This window comes from Kutzneria sp. 744, from assembly GCF_000568255.1.
Classification (GTDB): domain Bacteria; phylum Actinomycetota; class Actinomycetes; order Mycobacteriales; family Pseudonocardiaceae; genus Kutzneria.
Map to the genome: position 1 here is coordinate 8,472,016 of NZ_KK037166.1, position 16,862 is coordinate 8,488,877.

Here is a 16,862-nt window from a genome sequence, read left to right on the forward strand (position 1 = left end):
GCTGCACGATCGCTGGTACCCGAAGGTCAAGCGCCGCAACGACCTGGCCGAGCGCTTCGTGTACGGGGTGCCGGAGCTGATCGGCGAGCAGCTGGCGGAGGCGTCCCTGATCTCGCTGCCCGGCTGCTACGCCACGGCCATCACGCTGGGCCTGGCCCCGCTCACCCTCGGCCTCGGTCTGAACCTGAAGACCGTTGTGGTGGACGGAAAGAGCGGCTCCAGCGGCGGTGGCGCGACGGCGCGCACCGGCGACCTGCACCCGTACCGCAATGGCGCCATCACGCCGTACGCGCCGACCGGGCACCGGCATGCCAGTGAGGTCAAGGACTTCCTGGAGCTGGCCCGGCCCGGCACCATCGGTTCGCTGAGCATGTCGGCCTACGGCGTCTCGCACGTGCGGGGACTGCTGACCAGTTCCTACGTGTTCACCGACGAGGCCGTCGACCAGCGCGAGCTCCAGCGGGCGTACCTGCGGTTCTACAAGGGAAAGCAGTTCGTCCGGGTGCGCCGGCACACCGAGACCATCATCCCCGTGCCCGACCCGCACGTGGTGCTGGGCTCCAACTTCTGCGACGTCACGGTCATGCACGACGAGGACGGCGGCCGCATCGTGGTGCTGGCCGCGCTCGACAACCTGGTCAAGGGGGCCGCCGGACAGGCCGTGCAGGCCACCAACATCCGGTTCGGCCTGCCGGAGGAGACGGGACTGACGATGCAACCGGTGATGCCGGCATGAGCGACTACCCGGTCACGGTGGTGAAGCTGGGCGGCAGCTGCCTCGACGACCTGGCCGGCGGCTGGTGGGACGACCTGGCCGGGCACGGCCAGGCGCACCCGCTGGTGCTGGTGCACGGATGGTCGAAGCCGTTGAAGCGCCTCAATCCCGACACGGTGGTGCTGCGCGACCGCTACGGCAACCAGAGCCGCTGGACCACGCCCGAGGTCATCGAGGACATCAAGACCGTCAGCGCCGAGATCGGCGAGGACGTCATCGACCGGCTGGAGCGGCGCGGCATCACCGCCGAACGCCTGTTGGGCAGCGACGGCCTGGTGCAGGCCGGCGAGGGCGAACGCTGGTGGTGGCGCGACAAGCAGCTCGTCGAGCTGGACAACCTGGTCGGCCCGATCACCGGCGTCGACCCGTCCGCGCTGAAGAACCTCCAGCCGGGCCACGCCTACATCGTCACGCCGCTGGCTCGCGACGCCGCCGGCCGTGAGGTCAACACCGACGGCGATCGGGCCGCCGCGGCCGTCGCCGGCGGCCTCGGCGCGCCGAACCTGGTGCTGGTGACCGATGTCGAGCACCTGCTCGTCGACGACGAGCCCGTCCGCAGCATCTCGGCGCGGGATGCCGCCGCCTTCCGTGACAAGGGGGCGACGGGCGGCATGCGCAAGAAGCTGCGGGCCGCGGGGGAGGCCCTGGAGCAGGGCGTCGGCCGCGTGATCATCGGCAGTGCGCCGGTCACCGACCTGCTCGCCGCCCGCACCGGAACCGTCATCACTCGACTGTGAGGAGTGTGCACATGGCGCGATCCCGTGTGCTGGTCGTCAACAACAAGACGCTGTCCCTGAAGCAGTTGCGGGCCCGGTTCGAGACACTGGGCTCGGACACCGAAGCCGTGGACACAGCCTCGATTCCGTCCACACTGGACGGGCGATATCAGGCAATCGTGTTGAGCGGCACCAAAGTCCGGGCCTACGACACGGACTACTACCGGCCGCTCATCGATCTCGTGATGAGCGCGGACGTGCCGGTGTTCGGCATCTGCGGCGGCATGCAGATCCTGGCCGTGGCCAACGGCGGCGAGCTGGCCGAGGGGCCGCAGCGCGTCGGCGGCCACGAGGCGCAGGTGGACAAGCAGGAGGCGCTGTTCACCTACGTGAAGCCGACGGTGACGGTGTTCCACCGGCACACCCTGTACCTCCGGCAGGCGCCGGCCGGCTTCCGCAGCATCGGCCACTCCGAGCACGCGCCGGTGGAGTTCCTGCGCTCCGAGGACGGCCGCATCTTCGGCTCGCAGGCGCACCTGGAGTTCCGGCCCGACGGCCTGGAGATCCTGCGCGGCTTCGCGCAGCTGTTCCAGTGACCAACACACAGAAGGACTGAGTGGCTATGAGTGATCCGCAGGCGCCCGCCTTCACCGTTCATCTCAACGGCAGCGGTGGCGCGATCAAGGGCTGGGTCGTCGTCGACTCCCTCGTCGACGGCCTGGCGATGGGCGGGACCCGGATGACCGCCGGGGTCACCGAACAGGAAGTGGCGGGCCTGGCCCGCGACATGACCGAGAAGTTCACGCTGGCCGGGCTGCGCATCGGCGGCGCGAAGGCCGGCATCGTGGCCGACGGCGCGGACCGGGAGACCACCTTCCGCACCTTCGGCCGCACGGTGAAGCCGTTGCTGCACGGCGGAATCCACCTCGGCATCGACATGGGCGTGACGCCGGCCGACCGGGCCGTCTTCTTCGACGAGGCTGGTTACGAGCCGCGGCACCGGGCCGGTGTGCCGGACATGCCGGTGCCCTGGGACACGTACTACAACCCGCTGATCGACCTCACCGGCCACGGCGTCGGCGTCGCCGCGGTGACCGCGCTGGAAGCCCGGGGCCGCAAGGGTTCCGCTCGCGTGGTGATCCAGGGCTTCGGCGCTGTCGGCCGGGCCGTCGCGCGGTTCATGGAGGAGCGTGGCCACATCGTCGTCGGCGTCGCCGATGTGCAGGGCACGATCAGCGCTGACCGTCTGCCGGTCGCCGATCTCACCGCCATCACCGACGAGTTCGGCGCCATCGACCGCAATCGCCTGCCGGCCAACGTGACCGTGTCCAACGAGACGGACGCGTGGCTGGACGTGGACGCCGACATCCTCGTGCTTGCGGCACAGAAGAACGCCCTCAACTCGGAGAACGTCCACCGGCTGCGGGCCGACCTGGTCGTCGAGGGCGCGAACATCGCCTCCAGCCCCACGGCCAAGGAGAAGGTGGCCGCGTCCGGCGCCGTGCTGGTGCCCGGGGTGATCGCCAACATCGGCGGCGCCGGTTCGGCGGCCCTGGCCGTCACCCGGGTCGTGCCGTTCGAGCTGGAGCACGAGGCCCGCAAGGCGTGGGTGTTCGACTGGATCAGCAACAAGGTCGCGCAGAACACGCGGGCCCTGCTGGAGATCGCCGCCGCCCGGGCCGGCGACCCGCTGCCCGAGCTGCTCGCCACGCGCCGGCAGGAGCTCAGGTGACCGCCTCCCCGGAGCTCGCCGCCGAGTACCGCCGTCTCGGCTGGTGGCGTGACAAGACGTTCCTCGACGACCTGCGCCGCCAGGCCTTGCAGCGTCCGCACAAGCTGGCCATCGCCGGCCGCCGCGTCGTCGAGTCGCGCACGGACACGCTGGACTACGCGGAGCTGGCCGAGCTGACCGACCGTTTCGCCGGCGCGCTGCTGGATCTGGGCGTCAAGCGCGGTGACGTCGTCGCCGTGCAGCTGCCCAACCGGTGGGAGATGGTGCCGCTGATGTTCGCCTGCATGGCGGTCGGCGCGGTCATCTGCCCGATCTCGCCGATCTGCCCGGAAGGCGAGCTGCGACACCGTCTTGAGCTCACCGCGGCGCCGGTGTTCATCACCGCACCGGGATCGGCCGGGCTCGGTATTGAACAGTCCACTCTGGAGCACGTGTTCGTGGTGGACGAGCCGGCGTTCCACGAGCGGTTCGTCGCGCGGGTCACTGAGTCCATTGTGCAGGATCTGGCGGTCGGGGCGGACGAGCCGTTCCTGGTGCTGTTCACCTCCGGGACCACGGGCGAGGCCAAGGGCGTGCTGCACAGCCCGAACACCGTGCACTCGGCGGTGCGTGGCTACGTCGACGCCTTCGGGCTGGACGAGACGTGGGTGGCCGCGGTGTCCACGCCGCTCATCCACTACTCCGGCTTCGCCCAGGGCGTGCTGGCCGGCGTGATGCTCGGCGGCACCGTCACGTTCCAGGACGTGCGCCGCAACGAGGTGCTGCTGGACCTGGTGGAGCGCTACGGCGCCACGCTGCTCTACGGGCCGCCGGCCACGCTGGCCGATGTCGTCGCGGCGCAACGGGCCGACAAGCGCGCCACCCCCAGCCTGCGGCACGTGGTGATCGGCTCCGCGCCGGTGCTGCGGGAGCTGGTCGACGACCTGAGCGAAACCGTTGGCGCGCGGACGTATTCGCTGTGGGGCATGTCCGAGTGCGGGCCGGCCACCATGACCCGGCCCGAGGACCCCGAGGACCAGGCCGCGAGCAGCAACGGCATGGCCATCGACGCCATGCAGATCCGTATCGACCCGGCCGGCATCGACGGCCAGTCCGCGCTGGTCGGGCGGCTCAAGGTGCGGGGCGCGTCGCTGGCCCTGGGCTACTACGAGCGGGACGAGATCTTCGCCGCGCAGTTCGACGCCGATGGCTGGTTCGACACCGGCGACCTCGCCCGTGACGACGGCCACGGCGGCATCCGCATCATCGGGCGGGCCCGCGACGCCATCGTGCGCGACGGCCTGATCGCCCCGATGACCGAGCTGGAAGCGGTGATCGGCAGCCACCCCAAGGCCGTCGAGGCGGCCCTGGTCGGGCTGCCCACCAGCGGCGGCGAGACCATCATCTGCGCGGTTGTGGCGGCGCGCGGGGAGCAGGGGCCTTCGCTGGCCGAGATCCACGCGCACCTGTCGACGCAGGACCCCCGATTCTTCCCGGACCGGGTGGAGATCGTGGCGGCGCTGCCCAAGACCCTCACCGGCAAGGTCCGCAAGGCCGAGTTGCGCGAACGGTACGCCTGATGCCCGCGCCGGTCCCCATGTCGGCGACGCTGGCCGCCGACGCCGAACTGGCCCGCCGACGCGCCGGCGGCGAGCGAGTGCTGTCCATGGCCAGCGGCGAGATCGGCCTGCCCGTGCTGCCGGCGCTGGCCGCCCAGCTCGCCGCGGCCGCCGACCACAGCGCTTATGGCTCCGTGGCTGGGAGTTCTGTGCTGCGCGAGGCGGCGGCGGGGTATTGGGGCCGGCGTGGTCTGGATGTCGACCCGGAGCTCGTGGTGGCCGGGCCGGGCAGCAAGCCGCTGCTGTTCGCGTTGCTGCTGGCGATCGGCGGCGACGTGGTGGTGCCGGTGCCGAGCTGGGTCAGCTACCAGGCGCAGGCCCGGCTGGCCGGGGCGGAGCCCATTCCGGTGCCGATCCGGCCCGGCGAGGGCGGCGTGCCCGACCCGTCACGGCTGCGAGAGGCCGTGATCGCCGCGCGGGCGGCCGGCCGGGATCCGCGGTGCGTGATCGTGACCGTGCCGGACAATCCGACCGGAACCATCGCTTCTCCCGGCACCATGGGGGAACTGGCCTCGGTCGCCCGGGAACTGGATCTGGTCGTCGTCTCGGACGAGATCTACTGCGACCTCGTGTACGACGGTCCGGCGGTGTCACCGGCTTTGCTGGCCCCCGAGCGCACTGTCGTCACCACGGGGCTGACGAAGAACCTAGCCGTCGGCGGCTGGCGGACCGGGGTGGCGCGCGTTCCCGATCGTGCGCTGCTGCAACGACTTGTGTCCGTGGCCAGCCAGGTCTGGTCCAGCCCGCCTGCGCCCGTGCAGGCGGCGGCCGCGTACGCCCTGGCCGAGCCGCCGGAGATCGTCGAACGGGTGGCGGCCGGCCGCCACCTGCACGAGACGGTCGCGCGGGCCGTTGCCGAGCTGTTCGTCAAGGCCGGCGCGACCTTGGCTCCGGTGCGGGCGACCTGCTACCTGTACCCGGACTTCTCGCCGCTGCGTGAGCACCTTCTTGGGGCGCATGGGGTTCACGGCGGCGGCGACCTGGCCCAGCTGTTGAGCCGGCGTGGCGTCGGACTGCTGCCGGCGTCGGCGTTCGGCGAATCCGTTGACCCACTGCGGATCCGGGCCGCCACCAGCCGTCTCTACGGCGACACCGACGCGCAGCGCCTGGCCGCCCTCGAAGCGGCGGACCCGTTGCGGCTGCCGTGGGTGCGCGACGCCGTCGAGTGGCTCGGCGAAATCCTGTCCGACCTCACCCAAACCCGTTGACCGGAGGCCATACCATGACCATTCTCTTCGAGGCTCTGTACAAGGGAAACCGGTACGTCGGCTTCGACCGCGACGAACCGGTGCTGTACCGCGTGGAGGACGGCCAGCTCGCCGCGGCCGTCATCGCCGCCAAGGGCTCGGCCTCGGCGTTGCAGGCTTTGCTGACTTCCGGGGCCGAGTCGGTTGCTGTCGCGCTCGACGACCCCGAGCTGCGCCTGCTGCCGCCGCTGCTGCCGGAGGCGTCCGGCAAGGCGCTGCTGAGCGGATTCATGGGCACGCACAAGAAGAAGTGGGGCGGCAAGACCTTCGCCGAGGGCGACGAGTTCACCCCGCCGAAGTGGTTCTTCAAGGGCTTCGGCGACTGGGCCAAACTGCCCGGCGAGCCGCTGACCGTGCCGGCCGAGCCGATCGCGCTGATCGAGGAGCCCGAGATCGTCCTCGTCTACGTCAACGACGAGGAGGGCCGGCCGCACTACGCCGGTTACACCTTCGGCAACGACCTGTGCGACATCGGCCTGCACCGCAAGGACCCGGGCTACAACCCGTACTGCAAGCTGTGCGACACCGCGGTGGCGCCCTGGCTGTTCCTCGACACCCCGCCGACCACGGCCAGCGGCCGCGTGACCATCACCCGCGGCGGTGAGACGGCGTGGCAGGGCGACTTCGACTGCGGCGAGGACGCGCTGTACTACCGGATCCAGGACATGGCCGCGCACCTGTTCTCGTTCCCGGCCGTGCGCCGGCCGGGGCTGATCAACTACGTGCTGCTCGGAGCCGACGAGGCCAGCTTCCACGACGGCTTCCGCATTGCCGACGGGGACCGCATCGACATCGACTTCGCCAGCCACGGCGTGACGATCTCCAACGACGTGCGGTTCCTCGCGCCGCCGGCCCTGTAGATCGGCGCTGTAGGTCGGCGCTGTGGTTCGGCGCTGTGGTTCCCTTTGGTGGAAGGAGAAGTCGTGTCCGCTCCCGGCAAGAAGCAGGTGCATCTGGCCGCGCAGCTGCCCGGCATCCACAACGTGACCGTGTGGTCGGATCCCCGGTCGGAGAGCCAGATCGCCATCGACTCGTTCGTGCGGCTGGCCCGGACCGCCGAGCGCGGCAAGTTCGACTTCTTCTTCCTGGCCGAGGGTTTGCGCCTGCGCGAGCACAAGGGCCGGGTGTACGAGCTGGACGTGGTGGGGCGGCCGGACAACCTGACCGTGCTGGCCGCGCTCGCCGCCGTCACCAGCCGGCTCGGGCTGGCCGCCACCGTCAACGCCACCTTCAACGAGCCGTACGAGGTGGCCCGGCGGCTGTCCACTTTGGACCACCTCAGCGGTGGGCGTGCCGCGTGGAACGTCGTCACCTCCTACGACGCGTTCACCGGAGAGAACTTCCGGCGCGGCGGCTTCCTGGCCGAGGCCGATCGCTACGACCGGGCGGCGGAGTTCCTCCAGGTGGCGCGTTTGTTGTGGGACAGCTGGTCGGACGGCGACGTTCTGGCCGAGGGTTCTGAGTTCGTGCGGGCCGGGGTGGGGCAGTTCGTCCACAGTGGACGTCACTTCAACATCTCGGGCCGGTTCACCACGCCGCGCGGGCCCCAGGGCCGGCCGGTGATCATCCAGTCCGGGGAGTCGGAGGTGGGGCGGGAGTTCGCCGCCGCCGAGGCCGACGTGATCTTCAGCAAGTACGACCGACCGGCCGACGCCCGCCCGTTCTACCGGGATGTCAAGGCCCGCCTGGCCCGTCACGGGCGTGCCGAGGCGTCGCTGAAGATCATCCCCACCGCCACCGTGGTCATCGCCGACACCGACGCCGAGGCCGCCGCCTACTCGGCCGAGATCTCCCGCGGCCAGGTCAGCCCGCAGACCGCGATCGCCCACCTGGAGGCGATCTGGGGCCGGGATCTTTCCTCCTACGACCCCGACGGGCCGCTGCCCGAGATCGACCCGGAGCCCGAATCCCTGGTGCTGAAGGGACATTCGACGTTCCGCAAGGGGCGAGCCGAGACCGCGGCCAAGTGGCGGGCGCTGGCCGCCGAGCGTGGGCTGAGCATCCGCGAGCTGGTGATCGAGGTGCACGGCGGGCACACCTTCGTCGGCAGCCCCCGCACCGTGGCCGACGCCATCGACCACTTCGTGCAGACCGACGGCGCCGACGGCTTCGTCTTCGTGCCCCACCTGACGCCCGGCGGGCTGGACGACCTGGTCGACCGGGTAGTGCCGCTGTTGCAGGAGAAGGGCGTCTTCCGCGGGGACTACTCGGGAACGACGCTGCGTGACCACCTCGGGCTGGAGGCTCTGTGATGCACCTTGCCGTTGCACTGGACGGCGCCGGCTGGCATCCGGCCGCCTGGCGTTCGCGCGCCGGGGACCTGTTCTCCGCCGGCTACTGGCTGGACCTGGTGCTGGAGGCCGAGCGAGGCCACCTGGACTTCGTCACCATCGAGGACGGGCTCGGCCTCCAGACCGCCCGGTTCCACCGGCCCGACGACCGCACCGACCAGGTCCGGGGCCGCTTGGACGCTGCACTGGTGGCCGCCTTCGTCGCCCCGCTCACCACGCACATCGGGCTCGTGCCGACCACCGATGTGACCCACACCGAGCCGTTCCATGTCGCCACCGGCATCGCGACCCTCGACCACGCCAGCAACGGCCGCGCCGGGTGGCGTCCGCAGATCGCGTCCCGGGCCGCTGACGCCTCCCACTTCGGCCGCCGCACCACGCCCCAGCTCACCGACACCGACGTCCTCGACCCGGAGTCGATCGCCCGTCGGATGCGGCCCCTGTTCGCCGAGGCCGTCGACGTCGTCGAGGTGGTGCGGCGGCTGTGGGACAGCTGGGCCGACGACGCCGAGATCCGGGACGTCGCCACCGGCCGGTTCATCGACGCCGACCGGGTCCGCCACATCGACTTCGTGGGCGAGCACTTCAGCGTGAAGGGCCCGGCCATCACGCCCCGGCCGCCGCAGGGGCAGCCGGTGGTGGCCAGCCTCGCCCACGCCTCCACCCCGTTCGAGTTCGCCGCCGCCTGCTCCGACGTCGTTTTCCTGACCCCACACGATGGTGCGGGGATCTCGCGCATTCTTGCCCAGGTCGACGACGCCGTGGCCCGCTTCGGTCGTCCGCTGCTGCGGTTCGCCGATCTTGTCGTCTTCCTCGACGACACCCCCGGCCGCAAGGCCCGCCTGGATGCCCTGTCCGGCACCGAGTTCACGTCTGACGCTGCGGTTTTCGCCGGCACCCCCGCCGCCCTGGCCGACCTGTTGGTGTCCTGGCACGCTGAGGGCCTCGACGGCTTCCGCCTGCGGCCCGGCGCTCTCCCGCACGACCTGCACGCCATCACCCGCGCCGTGGTTCCCGAACTCCAGCGCCGGGGCGCCTTCCGCACCTCCTACGACGCCACCACTCTCCGGGGCCACCTCCGCCTCCCTCGCCCCGACAGACGTCTCCCGATCTGACGTCGACCTGGTCCAGCTCACATATCGGTGGTTCATCTCATGGTTTCCCTTGCCAGCGCCCAGAAGACCGACGCCCGCGGCGGCGCGGTCCGCCCCGGGCGGCAGCTCAGCTACATCGCCGCCGCCCGGCTGCTGCCGTCCTTCTGCATCCTCGCCTCGCATCTGTCGTTCGAGCGCGTCTTCCACGACCCGGCCGCACAGGCCGTGTACTACCGGATCTTCAATCCGGCCGGCTTCAACGCCGTGTCGTTCTTCATCGTGCTCAGCGGCTTCATCCTGGCCTGGGTGTCCGCCAACCGCCCACCGGGCCGGGACTTCCAGCCCAAGCGGCTGCTGCGCATCCTGCCCGTACACTTCCTGACGTGGGCGCTCGTCGTCTGCCTGTTCGGCAGCCTCTTCGCGCCTGCCGGGCTGTTCACCACCCTCACCCTGCTGTCCGGATGGATCCCCGACCACACCGTCTACTGGGCCGCCAACGCGCCGGCGTGGACCTTGTCCACCGAGGTCGTGCTGTACCTGATCTTCCCCGCCGTGCACAGCTTCCTCACCCGCCGCGGCGACCGTTTCCTGTTGGCTTCGCTCGTTGCCATGGTCGCCGTCGTGGTGTTGCTGCCGATCGTCGTGATGGCTCTGCCCGACGGCGCCACCTTCGCCAACGCCGCCTTCACCGAGCGTGGGCACCTCGTCTCCGTGTCCGAGTGGAAGTACTGGCTCGTCTACGTCTTCCCGCTAGCCCGCCTGCTGGAAGCCTTGTGTGGCGTGGTGATCTGCCTGCTCGTGCTGCGCGGCCGTTGGATGCGCGGCGTGCTGCTGCCGACCGGTCTTTTGGTGCTGGCCCTGGTCGTCGAGGAGCTGTGGGCGCCCGTGCTGCTCACCCTCTCGGCTTTGACCATCGTGCCGATCGTGCTGCTCATCGGTGCGCTTGCCGCCAAGGAGACGTTCCGCTGGTCCACCGGCGCCCCCACCGCTCGCGGGCCATTGCGGCGGATCTCCACCTACGGCAAGTACACCTTCGGCATCTACATGTACCAGTGGCTGTTCATCCTCGTGTGCGAGCACTTCCTGCGGCCCTGGGACAACGGCCTCGTCGCCGGGCTGGCGCTCATCCTGGGCTTCTACGGCACCTGTGTCGGGGTCGCGATGCTCTCGTACCGCTTCTTCGAGACCCCGATCAACTCGTTCATCAAGCCCTCGATCGCCGCCTACGTCCGGAAATGACGGAAATGACGGACATGACGGACATGATGGACATGGCCGGTTTGGACGTCGCCGCGATGTGGTCTGTTTAGGCTGATTTCGTTGCCAGGAAGACGAATTCGCGGCCGGGGCGGTCGGGGGCGTCGCGGACGTCGGTGACGGTGAAGCCTTGGGCGGTGAGGTCGGCCTCCAGTTGTTCGCGTTCACGGAAGCGGAGGGTGGAGGTCGAGGTGAGTCGCTCGCCGTCGGGGAAGACCGTGGTCCAACGGAAGGTGACCAGCGGTCCGTCGACGTCGAGGAGATCCACCCAGGTCTCTGTGCCGTCAAGGACCTGATGCGTTTGTTCGCGGTTCCAGTCCAGCCACGCTTTCCGTGCCGGGATGCGGGTTTCGAACATGAGCGTGCCGCCCGGGCGCAGCGCCGCGTGAGTGTGGGCCAGGGTGGCTGCCCAGTCGGCGGGGTCGGTGATCGCTTGGGCGACATTGCCCGTCATGACGGCCAGGTCGGCTTGCAGGGGAGGCAGGTCCCTGGCGTCGCCGTGAATCCAGCGGACGGTGTCGGCGCCCGGTTTGGCTTTCGCGATGTCGAGGGAGGCCAGGGCTGGGTCGACAGCGATGACATGGATGCCCTGGGCGGTCAGCATGAGGGCCAGGACGCCGGTGCCGCAGCCGATGTCGACGACGGTGGCGGCTTGGAGGTCGGCGGCGACGGCGACGTAGGGGTCCAGGTCGTCGCGCTGGCCCTCCTGGATGTCGTAGAACGCTGCCAGGCGGGGGTGGGTGAAGCCTTCGTCAGCCATGTGGTGATTCTGGATCAAATGGTGGGTGGGTGCTGGTGATTTTTGCGGGTTGGGGTGTTTTTGTGGTTGTTGGTTCTTGGTAGTGGTTGGGTTTTGAGGCGCGGTGGTGCGGTGGGTGTCCGCACCGCGCGGTTGCCTGACGCTGTCTACAAAGCGCAATCACTCTCTGTTCGGCATGCGGTTCTGGAGTGAGGGGGTGCGAGGTGGGTGGGTAGGTGGATTGCGTTGCGCGGCATCGGGTTGGGTGGGGGCGCGTGTTTACCGAAGGCTTGGGACGGGTCGAAGGGTGGGGGGCTGATCTCCGTGGAGGAAGCGTTGTTTGGGAGGGTTGGAAAGCGCTTTCCAGTGAAGGGAACTGAAGGTTGCCACGATCGTGTACAGGTTGGTGTGTAACGGAAGTCGATCACATAACGGGAGTAGAATGGGGGTATGGTGCGACCAGAAGACCGGTGCGGATGGCTGGTCGTAAGCTCGTCGTCGCTTGCCGGTGCAAGTCCGGTCCGGGTAGCTGTCAGGAGGCCCGGTAGCAGGCTGGCGGCTTGGCCGGGAAACGGGCCAGGTCGAAGCCCAGCGTCGAAAGCCCTTCAAGGGGAAGCAACCGAGCGGTCCGTAACATCACGTGAAGCCTGCGGCGTCGTTACATTCCCTGTCGTAAGACAGGGCAAGGGAGAGCCGAGCCCCCCATACCAGGGCGAAGGCCATGGAAGCGGTGAAGATCCTGAAGATGCAGCCGCGAAGAACTCCCCGGCGTAAAGGGCTCGGAACGTTCGGATAGTGACGACGGGAACTGGTGAGGCCCTCCCCGGCCCGGCAACCTGCGGACAAACGTTGCCGGAACGACACGCTCTATAACCAGCGAACCTGGGAAGTGAGTGGTGTGCCGGGTGGGCGTCGGAGGCGGTCATAGTACTGATTGAGCCGACAGGACAACAGAACCTGCGGTGAGGGAAGGACCGCTGCTTCGTCGATGCGCGTGGATGTTGTGGAGGAACCCGGTGAGTGCCGTCAAGGCTAGTCCCGCCGCGATGGGATCTGTTCCTGTGGATCCGGTTCGTGCCCTGCAACACGCGCTGTACCGGGCGGCCAAGGCTGACCCCGGGCGACGGTTTCACGCGTTGTGGGACAAGGTCTTCCGCAGAGACGTCCTGTGGCGCGCGTGGGTCACGGTGTTCCGTAACAACGGGGCGCCGGGCATCGACAAGACCACGCTGGCTGACGTCCGGGAGTACGGGGTGACCCGGCTGCTGGACGAGTTGGCCGCGGAACTGGGGGAAGGGCGCTATCGGCCGCTGCCCGCGCGGGCGGTGTCGATCCCGAAGTCGGACGGTGTCCGGCTGCGGGAGTTGTCGATTCCCTCGGTTCGGGACCGGGTCGTGCAGGCTGCGGTGAAGATCGTGCTGGAGCCGGTGTTCGAGGCGGACATGCTGCCGTGCTCGTTCGGTTTCCGGCCCAAACGCAGCCCGCATGACGCCTTGCAGGTGCTCCTCGATGAGTCCCGGCGGGGCCGGTTGTGGGTGGTCGAGATGGATATCGCCGACTGCTTTTCGTCGATACCGCAAGACAAGTTGATGCGAGCGATCGAGGAACGGGTCTGTGACCAGTCCGTCCTGAAGCTGCTGCGCGCGATGGTGCGTGCCGCAGTGATGCGGGACGGGCAGGTGCGCAGGCCGGTCACGGGTGTTCCGCAGGGTGGGCCGCTGAGCCCTTTGCTGTGCAACGTGTTCCTGCACCAGGTCGATCGGGTGTGGGATGTGCGTGAGCATGGGGTTTTGGTGCGGTTCGCCGATGACGCTGTGGTCTTGTGTCGGTCACGTCAACAGGCGGAGGCCGCGCTAGCGCGGTTGACCGCGTTGCTGGCGGAGTTGGGTTTGGTGCTCAACGCGGCCAAGACCGGGGTAGTGCATCTGGTTGAAGGTGGTGGCGGCTTCGACTTCTTGGGCTTTCATCATCGGTGGGTGCGCAGTCGCGGGCGTCGCGGGATGCGTGGGGTGTTGTTCCTTGCTCGCTGGCCCAAGGACGGGGCGATGCGGCATGCGCGTGATCGGATCAGGGAGCTGACGGCCCGGTCACGGCTGTTGCTGCCGACCAAAGCGATCGTGGAGGACGTGAACCAGTTCCTGATCGGGTGGTGTGGTTACTTCCGCTATGGGAACTCGACTGCGCGGTTCGATGTGATCCGGGACTTCGCGGTGCGGCGTGTGGCTGGGGTGGTGGCCAAGCGGCACGGCAGGTCTCGTGGGTTCGGTTTGTCGGTGGTGTTCGACTCACCGGACCAGCTCGGGTTGGTTAGTCTCGTGGGAATCGTGGTTGCTCCCAGGCCTTTTCGAGCCTGGCGAGGTGGCTGAATGCCGGCGGTGAACGGGCGCCGAAGCGGGAGTTCCGCTTCGAACGCAAGCTGGACGGCAGCATGGTGTTCTGGGGCATGCTTGACCAGGAGTACGGGGCGAAGATCGCGGCGATGCTCAGTGCGCTGGCCAAGCCCACCTCCGGCACAGACCCCCGCACGACCGCCGAGCGGCAGGGCGACGCGTTCGCGGAGGTCATCGAGCTGGCCTCCCGCAGCGAAGGCCTGCCCGAGCAGGGCGGCGAGCGGCAGCATCTGACGTTGTCGATGTCGTTCAAGGACTTTATGGACAACACGGGTGTGGCGAATGTCGAGGGTGGCGGCGTGATGAGCGCGGCGGAGGCCCGTCGGATCGCGTGTGACAGCACGGTGATGCGCCTGGTGCTCGGGGCCGGCAAAGAGATCCTGGACGTGGGTCGGCAGCAGCGGACGGCCCCGAAGGGGATCCGCAAGGCTCTGATCGAGCGGGACGGCAGCTGTGCGTTCCCCGGTTGCGCGACGGAGCCGGCGCGGTGTCACGCCCACCACGTGGTCGAGTGGGCGAACGGAGGACCCACCAGCCTGGACAACATGGTGTTGCTGTGCGGATCCCACCACCGGTTGATCCACCACAGCCGCTGGACGGTAAAGATGGTGGACCACAGGCCGGTGTTCTCCGACGGGCTAGAGGACGCGGGCTAGAGCGTACGGAGGACGAACGGTAGGGGTGGCGTTCGTGGGGCCGGACGGGCCTGCGCCGCCGGGGGTGGGATTGCGGCGCATGGTGTATCGGCCGCGCCCGGTCGCCGGCGGTGAGGTCTGGGGGGTCCGGCCGCGCGGGGCAGCAGCGGTTTAAGGGGTGATCGCCGCGACGAGGAGAGCGCGAGGGGCAAGGGGCAGGTGCCTAGCGCTGGGAGCGCGGGTGGGAGGCCCGGGCTAGCAGCGTTGGCTGGGGACCAGGAGGGCGGCCAGGGACTGGCGGATGTCGGCGGCCTCGGTGTCGCGGGACTGGCGCTCGAAGACGGCGAGGGACTGCTCGAAGGCGGAGCGGGCCTGGTCGGGGTGGCCGAGGGCGAGGTGGGCACGGGCGAGGTCGGCGAGGGTGTGGCCGATGACGCTGGAATTGCCGATCTGGCGGTAGAGGTCGAGGGCGCGCTGGTGGTGGCGCAGGGCGGTGAGGTGGTCGCCGGTGTTGGCGGCGATGACGCCGAGGACGTCGGTGACGTCGGCCTCGTTCTCGATGTCCTGGTGCTGCTGGAAAAGGGCGAGGGCCTCCTCACAGCACTGGCGGGCCCAGGCGTGGCGGCCGAGGCGGGCGGCGAAGGTGCCGACGAGAGAGAGGGACTCGCCGATCCAGATGGGCTCGCCGGTGCGGCGGGCGGCGGAGAGGGCCTCCAACTGGTGGTCGAGAGCGGGCTGCCACTCCTGGAGACGCTTGTACACCAAGGCGATGGCCTGCTCGGTGCGGCACAGGTTGACGGCGTCATGCTCCCGGTCGACGAGGGAGAGCGAGAACTGGAGCTGGTCGAGGGACTCGGAGAAGCGCTGGACACGGGAATAGGCGCGGCCGACGAGACGGTGGATGAGAGAAGCGGTGAGGGTGTCCACATGGGACACGCCGGCGAGCGCGGCCTCCCAGAAGGCCAGGTTGTCGAAGTGCAGGCCCCGCCGATAGCAGTAGGTGACGCTGTTCCACGCCAACTGCCACACGACGTCGTGCTGGCCGAGCTCGACGGCCAAGCGCTGGACGGCCAGCAGACAGGCGAGTTCGGTGTCGAACCAGACCGAGGCGTCGGACGGCGAATCGGGCTGGCAGTCGGCGGGCAGGGCGACGAACTGGACGCCCTGGGCGATGACGCCGTAAGACTCGTCGGCCAGGCGTGACGAGTGGACGTAGAACGCCATGAAGCGGCGGAGGGCATCCGAAGAGTCGGAGACCTGCTCCACGGCGAACAGGCGCACGAGATCGTGCATACGCCAACGACCGGGGACATCCTGGTGCAAGAGGGAAAGCCGCTCCAGAGCACGCAGGACACGGCTGACGAGGGCGACGGGAAGGCCGGAGAGCGCGGCGGCGGCGCCGAGGCTGATGTCGGGCCCGGGGTGCAGGCCGAGCAGGGCGAAGACCTGGGCCTGCTCGGCGGTCAACGCCCGATGGGAGCAGGAAAGCACGGCGGTGATGCCGGCGCCGGGATCGTCCTCGTCGAGCACCCCGAGCCGACTGCCGGCGTCCCGGAGCTCGGAAGCCAAGGCGGACAAGGGAAAGCCGGGGCGGGTCTGCGCCCGGCCGGCGACCAGGCTCAAGGCCAGCGGGAAACCGGCGCACAGGGCCAACAACTCGGCCACGGCCCCGGGATCGGCGGCCAAGCGGGCGGCCCCGACCCGGCTGCCCAACAACACCGAGGCGGCGGAGTCGTCGAGCAGGCCGACGGCGAGCGGCCGGGCGCCCTGGTTGGCGACGAGCCCGGCCAGGCGGTCCCGGCTGGTGACGATCACGGCGCAGCCGGGGCTGCCCGGCAACAGGGGAGCGACCTGGGCGGAATCGGCGGCGTTGTCCAACACCACCAGCATCCGCCGATCGGCCAACAGGCTCCGGTACAGGGCGGCCTGCCCGTCCAGGTCGGTCGGCACGGAGGCGGCGGCGACGCCCAAGGCGTCCAGAAAAGCCCGCACGGCAACGGAAGTCGGCACGGGTTCGCTCAACGGGTCGAAGCCGCGCAGGTTGACGTGCAACTGCCCGTCGGGGAACTCGTCCACGTGCTGATGGGCCCACCGCAACGCCAGGGCGGTCTTGCCGATGCCGCCGTTGCCCCAGATGGTGGCGACGGGCATGGAGTTGTCGCGAACGGCCAACACCTCGGACAGCGCCGCCAGCTCCGACGACCGGCCGGCGAACCAGGCCGGCGGCGCCGGCAGCTGCCGGGGCACGGCGGCGGCACGCCGAGCGGCCACGGCGGCCAGCCGAGGGTCGGCGGTGAGGATGCGCTGGTGCAGCTCCCGCAGTTCGGGGCCCGGGTCGGTGCCGAGGTCCTCGGCCAGCCGCAGCCGCACGGCCTGGTACCGCGACAG

14 protein-coding genes are annotated in these 16,862 nt (G+C 69.6%); 12 read left to right on the plus strand and 2 right to left on the minus strand.

The window, feature by feature from the left end:
* From argC to KUTG_RS39175, 10 genes are all read left to right on the plus strand, one after another.
* On the plus strand, positions 1-736 hold a 736-nt coding region (argC, locus tag KUTG_RS39130; RefSeq protein WP_063753625.1), incomplete at its 5' end, for an N-acetyl-gamma-glutamyl-phosphate reductase.
* Positions 733-1,512 carry an amino acid kinase family protein gene (locus KUTG_RS39135; RefSeq protein WP_043724171.1) on the plus strand — a complete coding sequence of 260 codons (780 nt, stop codon included), beginning with the start codon at positions 733-735 and terminating at the stop codon, positions 1,510-1,512. The genes argC and KUTG_RS39135, both read left to right, overlap by 4 nt.
* A gap of 11 nt (positions 1,513-1,523) precedes the next feature.
* Positions 1,524-2,087 (plus strand): type 1 glutamine amidotransferase, encoded by a 564-nt coding sequence (locus KUTG_RS39140; RefSeq protein ID WP_043724173.1) that lies wholly within the window; start codon positions 1,524-1,526, stop codon positions 2,085-2,087.
* A 26-nt stretch (positions 2,088-2,113) separates the two neighbouring features.
* Positions 2,114-3,223 carry a Glu/Leu/Phe/Val dehydrogenase dimerization domain-containing protein gene (locus KUTG_RS39145; protein WP_043724174.1) on the plus strand — a complete coding sequence of 370 codons (1,110 nt, stop codon included), beginning with the start codon at positions 2,114-2,116 and terminating at the stop codon, positions 3,221-3,223.
* Entirely contained in the window at positions 3,220-4,782 is a 1,563-nt protein-coding gene (locus tag KUTG_RS39150) for an AMP-binding protein (RefSeq protein WP_043724177.1), read from the plus strand. Before KUTG_RS39145 ends, KUTG_RS39150 begins: the two co-directional genes overlap by 4 nt.
* Positions 4,782-6,029, plus strand: a complete 1,248-nt coding sequence (locus KUTG_RS39155; RefSeq protein ID WP_043724178.1) for a pyridoxal phosphate-dependent aminotransferase — start codon at positions 4,782-4,784, stop codon at positions 6,027-6,029. Before KUTG_RS39150 ends, KUTG_RS39155 begins: the two co-directional genes overlap by 1 nt.
* A gap of 14 nt (positions 6,030-6,043) precedes the next feature.
* Positions 6,044-6,928: a fumarylacetoacetate (FAA) hydrolase gene (locus KUTG_RS39160; RefSeq protein WP_043724181.1), complete on the plus strand. Its 885-nt coding sequence runs from the start codon at positions 6,044-6,046 to the stop codon at positions 6,926-6,928.
* Between the two features lie 63 nt (positions 6,929-6,991).
* Positions 6,992-8,320: an NtaA/DmoA family FMN-dependent monooxygenase gene (locus KUTG_RS39165; RefSeq protein WP_043724183.1), complete on the plus strand. Its 1,329-nt coding sequence runs from the start codon at positions 6,992-6,994 to the stop codon at positions 8,318-8,320.
* Positions 8,320-9,474: an LLM class flavin-dependent oxidoreductase gene (locus KUTG_RS39170; RefSeq protein ID WP_043732160.1), complete on the plus strand. Its 1,155-nt coding sequence runs from the start codon at positions 8,320-8,322 to the stop codon at positions 9,472-9,474. The genes KUTG_RS39165 and KUTG_RS39170 overlap by 1 nt, the downstream gene beginning before the upstream one ends.
* 39 nt (positions 9,475-9,513) lie before the next feature.
* Complete coding sequence (locus tag KUTG_RS39175; RefSeq protein WP_043724185.1) at positions 9,514-10,692, plus strand: acyltransferase family protein; 1,179 nt, start codon at positions 9,514-9,516, stop codon at positions 10,690-10,692.
* Positions 10,693-10,759: 67 nt separating this feature from the next.
* Here KUTG_RS39175 and KUTG_RS39180 read toward each other — a convergent pair whose 3' ends face one another.
* Complete coding sequence (locus KUTG_RS39180) at positions 10,760-11,470, minus strand: class I SAM-dependent methyltransferase (protein ID WP_043724188.1); 711 nt, start codon at positions 11,468-11,470, stop codon at positions 10,760-10,762.
* A gap of 1,115 nt (positions 11,471-12,585) precedes the next feature.
* On the opposite strand from KUTG_RS39180, the gene ltrA reads away from it, so the two are divergent.
* Together ltrA and KUTG_RS39190 are read left to right on the plus strand one after the other, a co-directional pair.
* Positions 12,586-13,815 carry a group II intron reverse transcriptase/maturase gene (gene ltrA, locus KUTG_RS39185; protein ID WP_198047456.1) on the plus strand — a complete coding sequence of 410 codons (1,230 nt, stop codon included), beginning with the start codon at positions 12,586-12,588 and terminating at the stop codon, positions 13,813-13,815.
* Positions 13,816-13,865: 50 nt separating this feature from the next.
* Positions 13,866-14,495, plus strand: a complete 630-nt coding sequence (locus KUTG_RS39190; protein WP_369794671.1) for an HNH endonuclease signature motif containing protein — start codon at positions 13,866-13,868, stop codon at positions 14,493-14,495.
* A 234-nt stretch (positions 14,496-14,729) separates the two neighbouring features.
* Here KUTG_RS39190 and KUTG_RS62135 read toward each other — a convergent pair.
* Positions 14,730-16,862, minus strand: a 2,133-nt coding sequence (locus tag KUTG_RS62135) for an ATP-binding protein (RefSeq protein WP_043724189.1), incomplete at its 5' end; no start/stop codon positions are given.

Bases quoted from the DNA above. Each gene is read 5' to 3' on its own strand.
- KUTG_RS39180 (WP_043724188.1), bottom strand. From the start codon at position 11,470: ATGGCTGACGAAGGCTTCACCCACCCCCGCCTGGCAGCGTTCTACGAC.
- KUTG_RS39135 (WP_043724171.1), top strand. From the start codon at position 733: ATGAGCGACTACCCGGTCACGGTGGTGAAGCTGGGCGGCAGCTGCCTC.
- KUTG_RS39145 (WP_043724174.1), top strand. From the start codon at position 2,114: ATGAGTGATCCGCAGGCGCCCGCCTTCACCGTTCATCTCAACGGCAGC.
- KUTG_RS39140 (WP_043724173.1), top strand. From the start codon at position 1,524: ATGGCGCGATCCCGTGTGCTGGTCGTCAACAACAAGACGCTGTCCCTG.
- KUTG_RS39175 (WP_043724185.1), top strand. From the start codon at position 9,514: ATGGTTTCCCTTGCCAGCGCCCAGAAGACCGACGCCCGCGGCGGCGCG.
- KUTG_RS39170 (WP_043732160.1), top strand. From the start codon at position 8,320: ATGCACCTTGCCGTTGCACTGGACGGCGCCGGCTGGCATCCGGCCGCC.
- KUTG_RS39155 (WP_043724178.1), top strand. From the start codon at position 4,782: ATGCCCGCGCCGGTCCCCATGTCGGCGACGCTGGCCGCCGACGCCGAA.
- KUTG_RS39160 (WP_043724181.1), top strand. From the start codon at position 6,044: ATGACCATTCTCTTCGAGGCTCTGTACAAGGGAAACCGGTACGTCGGC.